7 protein-coding genes are annotated in these 6,134 nt (G+C 73.3%); 6 read left to right on the top strand and 1 reads right to left on the bottom strand.

Features of this window, described 5'->3' with window-relative positions; all coding sequences use genetic code 11:
* From B0W88_RS01295 to B0W88_RS01270, 6 genes are all read left to right on the top strand, one after another.
* A partial coding sequence (locus B0W88_RS01295; RefSeq protein WP_144006529.1) for a CobD/CbiB family cobalamin biosynthesis protein occupies positions 1–544 on the top strand: 544 nt, incomplete at its 5' end.
* Positions 541–1,524: an aminotransferase class I/II-fold pyridoxal phosphate-dependent enzyme gene (locus tag B0W88_RS01290; RefSeq protein ID WP_077032832.1), complete on the top strand. Its 984-nt coding sequence runs from the start codon at positions 541–543 to the stop codon at positions 1,522–1,524. The genes B0W88_RS01295 and B0W88_RS01290, both read left to right, overlap by 4 nt.
* Positions 1,521–2,963 carry a cobyric acid synthase gene (locus B0W88_RS01285; RefSeq protein ID WP_077032831.1) on the top strand — a complete coding sequence of 481 codons (1,443 nt, stop codon included), beginning with the start codon at positions 1,521–1,523 and terminating at the stop codon, positions 2,961–2,963. The genes B0W88_RS01290 and B0W88_RS01285 overlap by 4 nt, the downstream gene beginning before the upstream one ends.
* Positions 2,960–3,991 carry a nicotinate-nucleotide--dimethylbenzimidazole phosphoribosyltransferase gene (gene cobT / locus B0W88_RS01280; protein WP_077032830.1) on the top strand — a complete coding sequence of 344 codons (1,032 nt, stop codon included), beginning with the start codon at positions 2,960–2,962 and terminating at the stop codon, positions 3,989–3,991. Before B0W88_RS01285 ends, cobT begins: the two co-directional genes overlap by 4 nt.
* A gap of 5 nt (positions 3,992–3,996) precedes the next feature.
* Positions 3,997–4,755 (top strand): adenosylcobinamide-GDP ribazoletransferase, encoded by a 759-nt coding sequence (locus tag B0W88_RS01275; protein ID WP_369973833.1) that lies wholly within the window; start codon positions 3,997–3,999, stop codon positions 4,753–4,755.
* Entirely contained in the window at positions 4,752–5,291 is a 540-nt protein-coding gene (locus B0W88_RS01270) for a histidine phosphatase family protein (protein ID WP_077032828.1), read from the top strand. Before B0W88_RS01275 ends, B0W88_RS01270 begins: the two co-directional genes overlap by 4 nt.
* On the opposite strand, the gene B0W88_RS01265 is transcribed toward B0W88_RS01270, so the two are convergent.
* Positions 5,261–6,031, bottom strand: a complete 771-nt coding sequence (locus B0W88_RS01265) for an IclR family transcriptional regulator (protein ID WP_077032827.1) — start codon at positions 6,029–6,031, stop codon at positions 5,261–5,263. The two genes, B0W88_RS01270 and B0W88_RS01265, sit on opposite strands and share 31 nt — an antisense overlap.
* Positions 6,032–6,134 lie beyond the last annotated feature (103 nt).

The raw sequence follows: 6,134 nt of genomic DNA, 5'->3' as shown, positions 1-6,134 counted from the left end.
CTCGCTCGACGCGGGGCGGCAGCAGTTGGCCCGGCTGGTCAGCCGCGACACCACCGCGCTGGCGGAGGCCGAGGTCCGCGAGGCCGCCATCGAGACCCTGGCCGAGAACCTCAACGACTCGGTGATCGCCCCGCTGTTCTGGTTCGCCGTGGCCGGCCTGCCGGGCGCGGCCATCTACCGTTTCGCCAATACCGCCGACGCGATGTGGGGCTACCGCGACCGGCGCGAATGGAGCGGCAAGTGGGCGGCCCGGGCCGACGACCTGCTGAGCTGGCTGCCAGCGCGCCTCACCGGCCTGCTGCTCTACCGGCGCGGCCCGCTGCGCCGCGAGGCCGCACGCACGCCCTCGCCCAACAGCGGCTGGCCGATGGCCGCCGTGGCGCTGCACCTGGGCCTGCGCCTGGCCAAGCCCGGTGTCTACACGCTGAATGCCGAAGGCCGCGCCCCGCAGGGTGGCGACGTCGAAGCAGCATTGCGCTGCTGCGCGCGGGCGCTGATGATCGGCGCCCCGGTCCTGATGATCCTCGCGGAGGTGATGCGATGACCCTGGCTATCCATGGCGGTACCGACGACGGCCCGCCGATCGCCCACGACTTCTCCAGCAATGCCAACCCGCTGGGCCCGCCGCCGGCCCTGTGGCAGGCCGTGCTGGGCGCCGACCGGCGCCGCTATCCCGACCCCGCCTACACCGCCTTGCGCCAGCGCCTGGCCGCGGCCCATGACGTCGAGCCCGAGCGCATCCTGCCGACCTCCGGCGGCGCCGAGGCGATCCGCCGCCTGACGCTGGTGGCGCGGCAGGCCGGCCTGAACCGCGTGTTCGTGCCCCAGCCCGGCTTCGGCGACTATGCCGCCGCAGCGGCGGCGCTGAACCTGGCGATCAGCCCCTATGTGGGCCTGCAGGACCTGAAGCCGCAGGGGCCGGCGCTGGTCTGGATCTGCGAGCCGCGCAACCCGTCCGGCGGCAGCGCCGGCAGCGCCGCGCTGCAGCAGCTGGCCGGGCGCCTGCCGGCCGGCAGCCTGCTCGCCGTCGATACCGCCTATGCGCCGCTGCGGCTCGAAGGCGAGGCCACGCGCATCCCCGAGCGCTGCTGGCAGCTGCACTGCCCCAACAAGGCGCTGGGCCTGACCGGCATCCGCGCCGCCTACCTCGTCGCCCCCTCGGCGGCGGAAGCGGCCGGCGCCGCGGCGCTGGCGGCCAGCTGGGTGATCGCCAGCGAGGGCGAGGCGATGCTGCGCCACTGGCACGACGCCGCGACGCAGGACTGGCTGTCCGACAGCCGCCTGCAGCTGCGCGACTGGGCCGCGACGCAGCGCAGCGCCCTGGCCGCGCTGGGCTGGCACCAGCAGGCCAGCTGCACGCCGTTCTGGCTGGCCAAGCCGCCGGCGCCTGTGTCCGGCGCGCTGCTGCGCGAGCGCGGCATCAAGCTGCGCGACGCCTCCTCCTTCGGCCTGCCCGGCTGGTTCCGCATCGCCACGCTGCCGCCTGCTTCGCAGGACGCCCTGATGGAAGCGCTCGCAAGATGACTCGTGCCCTCATGGTGCTCGGCACCACCAGCAACGCCGGCAAGAGCTGGCTCGCCACCGCGCTGTGCCGCTGGTATGCGCGCCAGGGCCTCAAGGTCGCGCCCTTCAAGGCGCAGAACATGAGCAACAACGCGCGCGTGGTGCCAGGTCTTGCGGGCCGGATGGGTGAGATCGGCTCGGCCCAGTATTTCCAGGCGCTTGCCGCGCGCCGCGTGCCAGAGGTGCGCATGAACCCCGTGCTGCTGAAGCCCGAGGCGGACACGCAGAGCCAGGTCGTCGTGCTCGGCGAGGTCGATACGGCCCTGAGCACCATGCCCTGGCGCCAGCGCAGCGAGGCGCTGTGGCCCCATGCACGTAACGCTCTACGTGAGCTGATGGCCGAGAACGACCTGGTCGTCATCGAGGGCGCCGGCTCGCCGGCCGAGATCAACCTGCATGCCAGCGACTACGTCAACATGCGCACCGCCCGCGGGGCCGGGGCCACCTGCCTGCTGGTCACCGACATCGACCGCGGCGGCGCCTTCGCCCACCTCTACGGCACGCACCAGTTGCTGCCGGCCGAAGAGCGCGCGCTGATCCGCGGCTTCGTGCTGAACCGCTTCCGCGGCGATGCCGCCCTGCTCTCGCCCGGGCCCGAGCAGCTGCAGGCGCTGACCGGCGTGCCGACCGTCGCCACGCTGCCGATGTGGCGCGGCCACGGCCTGCCCGAGGAAGACGGCGTCTTCGACGACAGCGCCGGCGGCAGCGGGCTGAACATCGCCGTCGTCGCCTATCCGCGCATCTCGAACCTCGACGAGTTCCAGCCGCTGCGCAACCTGCCCGGCGTGCGCCTGAGCTGGGCGCGCGAGCCGGCGCAGCTGGCGGCGGCCGACTGGATCATCCTGCCAGGCTCCAAGTCGGTCGCGGCCGACCTCGCCTGGCTGCGCGCGCACAAGCTCGACGCGGTGATCGCCACGCATGCCGCGCGAGGCAAGCCGCTGCTGGGCATCTGCGGCGGCCTGCAGATGCTCGGCGAGGCCCTGCTCGACCCGCACGCGCTGGACGGCAACGCGCCGGGCCTGGGCCTGCTGCCGCTGGTGACGCAGTTCGAGCGCGAGAAGCTGCTGCGCCCGGCCATGCTTCGCCTTTCCGTCAACGGCCCCTGGGCCGCGCTCGATGGCGTCGAGGCCGAGGGTTATGAGATCCACCACGGCCGCACCGCGCCCCACCCGTCGATGGCCGCGCCGATCGTGGCGCTGCGCACGCGCGAGGGCGAGGCCATCGGCTGGCAGCAGGGCTGCGTGCTGGGCGTCTATGCCCATGGCCTGTTCGAGCAGCCCGCCGTGCTGCGCGCACTGTTCGGCGGCGAACCGCGCAGCCTGGACAGCGTCTTCGACGGCCTGGCCGACTTCATCGACACCCATTTCGCGCCCGGTGCGCTCCAGGACCTGATCCGATGACCATCCCCGCCCTTGCCCCCCTGCACGACACCGCCCTCGAAGCCTCGCTGCGCGCCCGCATCGACGGCAAGACCAAGCCGCTCGGCGCGCTCGGCCGGCTGGAGGCGCTGATGCTGCGCCTGGGCCTCATCCTCGGCAGCGAGACCCCGAAGCTGGAGCAGCCGCAACTGATCGTGTTCGCCGGCGACCACGGCCTCGCCGCGCGCGGCGTCTCCGCCTACCCGAGCGACGTGACCTGGCAGATGGTCGAGAACTTCCTGGCCGGCGGCGCGGCGGTGAGCGTGCTGGCCCGCCAGCAAGGCCTGGCGCTGACCGTCGTCGACGCCGGCGTGGCGCACGACTTCGCGCCGCGCGCGGGCCTGGTGAACGCGAAGATCGCCCGCGGCACCGCCGACGCGCTGGAACAGCCGGCGATGACGGCGCAGCAGTGCGCCGATGCGATCGCCGCCGGCCGCGAGATCCTGCGCCAGCGGCCCGGCAATGCGCTGCTGCTGGGCGAGATGGGCATCGGCAACACCTCGGCCGCGGCGCTGCTGCTGGCGCGCCTGGCGGGCCTGCCGATCGAGGCCTGCACCGGCCGGGGGACAGGTCTTGACGACGCGCAGCTGGCGCGCAAGACGGCCATCCTCGCGCAGGTGCTGGAGCGCCATGCCGGCGCGGTGGCGCCACTGGACGCGCTGGCCGCCCTCGGCGGCTTCGAGATCGCGACGATGGTGGGCGCCGTGCTGCAGGCCGCGCTGGAGCGCCGCGTGATCGTCGTCGACGGCTTCATCACCGGCGCCGCGGTGCTGGTGGCCGCGAAGCTGCAGCCGGCGGTGCTGGAGCGCTGCGTGTTCGCGCACCGCTCGGACGAGAGCGGCCACGCGCGCATGCTGGACGCGCTGCAGGCCGAGCCGCTGCTGGACCTGGGCCTGCGCCTGGGCGAGGGCTCGGGCGCCGCGCTGGCCTGGCCGCTGCTCGAGTCCGCCTGCCGGATCCTGGCGGAGATGGCCAGCTTCGCCTCCGCCGGAGTCAGCGAGAAGGCCTGACGGTGGTGCAGCAGCTGCGCCTGTTCTTCATCGCGCTGCAGTTCCTGACGCGCTGCCCGGTGCCGCGCTGGGTGGGCTACGAGCCGGCCTGGCTGCAGCAGAGCGCGCGCTGGTTTCCGGCGGTGGGGACGCTGGTCGGCGCGGTGGCCGCGGGCGTGCTGTGGGCCTCGCTGCAGCTCTGGCCGCCGGCCGTGGCCGTGCTGCTGAGCATGGCCGCCAGCGTCTGGCTGACCGGCGGCTTCCACGAGGACGGCTGGGCCGACAGCTGCGACGGGCTCGGCGGCGCGGTCAGTCGAGAACGGGCGTTAGCGATCATGAAAGACTCGCGCATCGGCAGCTATGGCGCGCTGGGGCTGACCTTGATGCTGGGGCTGAAGGCAGCCTGCCTGGTGGCGCTGGCGTCGGTGCAGCCGGCGCTCGCCGTCGCTGTGCTCGTCTTCGCTCATACGGCTTCGCGTGCAGCGGCCGTGACCCTGATGCGGCTGCTGCCCTATGCGGGCGATGTCGAGCATGCCAAGGCCAAGCCGCTCGCGACCCAGGCGGATGGCGTCACACTGGCCGTCGCGCTCGGCTGGGCGCTGTCGATCGGCTTGCTGCTGGTCCCGGGAGCGCGCCTGTGCGCCGCCCTGCTGGCCATCGCTGCCGTCGTGCTGTGGATGCGCCGCTGGCTGCGCCGGCGCCTGGGCGGCTACACCGGCGACAACCTCGGCGCCTGCCAGCAGCTGGCCGAGCTGGCCGCCCTGCTTGCCTTCGCCGCAAGGTGAGCGAGCTGCTGGCCTGGCGTCATCCGCGGCCCGAGGGCGCGGCCGGCCGCTGCATCGGCGCGGGCACCGCCCTGCCGGTGCATTGGCGGCGCGCCAAGCGCCTCGCCCGCCGCATCCAGCGCCGCGCACAACGGGAGCGCCTGCCGCATGTCGCCGCCTGCTCGCCGCTGCGGCGCTGCGCCGACGTCGGGCGCTGGCTGCGCCGCTGGGGGTGGCAGGTCCACCTCGACGCCGGCCTGATGGAACTGGACTTCGGTGCCTGGGACGGCCGGCACTGGGAGCAGATCGACAAGGCGGCCATCGACGCCTGGGTCGCCGACTTCGCCGGGTACGCCCCCGGTGGCGGCGAATCGCTCGCCGCGCTGCTGGGGCGCGTGCAAGGCTGGACACCGCCCCCCGCCTGCCGGATCGTCATCGGCCATGGCGGCTGGATGCTGGCATGGCGCTGGCTGCACCAGCGGGGCCAGGTCTTGCCCACGGCGGCCGAATGGCCGCGGCCCCCCGCCTACGGCGCTTGCTGGAGCCCCAGGCCCTGAGCCGCCTGCTGCAGCAGCTCCCGGCAGCGCTGCAGCTCCGGCCCCACATGCCGGTCGATGCGCCGCACCCAGGGGCTGGTGAGCACCGCCACCGCCTCGCCGTACAGGCCCATCACCGGCATCGAGATGTCGGTGATGCCGTAGGCCTGCTGGCTCTCGCCCAGCCACAGGCCGACGCGCCGCACCTCCTCCAGCGTGGCCTCCAGCTCGGCGCTGCCGATCGGCACCTCGCCGTCCAGCGCCACATGGGCGGCCAGCATCTCGGCCCGGTGCTGCGGGCTCTGGAAAGCCAGCAGGGCATGACCTGACCCCGTGTCGATCAGGCTCACCCGCGCGCCCAGCGGGATGGACATGCCCCAGTTGCCGGGGCTGGGCGTCTGGGCCACCACCGTGAGGTTGCCGCGGTCGTACACGCTCAGGTGGCAGCTCTGCTCGGCCGCCTTGGCGTAGGCGTCCATCAGCGGCTGCGCGCGGGCCACCAGCCGGTCCACCGGCGGGTGGCGGTGTCCCAGCACATAGAGCTTCAGGCTCAGCGAATAACGGTCTCCCTCGACGGAGCGCAGCACGTACTCGCGCGCCACCAGCCGCTCCAGCATCCGGTAGATCTCGCTGGGCCCGCGGCCCATCGCCTTGACGATCTCGGCGCGCGTGAGGCCGTGCGGCTGGCTGGCCAGCAGTTCGAGGATGTCCAGGCCCTTGTCCAGGGCGGGTGCACGGTAGCGGTCGGGTTCGGCAGTCATCGAGGGGGATTGGAAAGCCCATTCCCGCGGCCTTCACCAAGGGTTAGCCCCGAGTCATTTCATCGAACTCGGCCCTACATTATTTTCCTATGAACATTTGATT

Origin of the sequence: Pelomonas sp. KK5 (assembly GCF_001984095.1) — a bacterium.
Taxonomy (GTDB): Bacteria; Pseudomonadota; Gammaproteobacteria; order Burkholderiales; family Burkholderiaceae_C; genus KK5.
Note: the sequence above shows the minus strand (reverse complement) of the source record. Positions and strands in the feature narration are given on the sequence as shown.

What these genes read in the sequence shown, in the direction of transcription:
- B0W88_RS01290 (WP_077032832.1), top strand. Translation starts at nt 541, where the DNA reads ATGACCCTGGCTATCCATGGCGGTACCGACGACGGCCCGCCGATCGCC.
- B0W88_RS01285 (WP_077032831.1), top strand. Translation starts at nt 1,521, where the DNA reads ATGACTCGTGCCCTCATGGTGCTCGGCACCACCAGCAACGCCGGCAAG.
- cobT (WP_077032830.1), top strand. Translation starts at nt 2,960, where the DNA reads ATGACCATCCCCGCCCTTGCCCCCCTGCACGACACCGCCCTCGAAGCC.
- B0W88_RS01265 (WP_077032827.1), bottom strand. Translation starts at nt 6,031, where the DNA reads ATGACTGCCGAACCCGACCGCTACCGTGCACCCGCCCTGGACAAGGGC.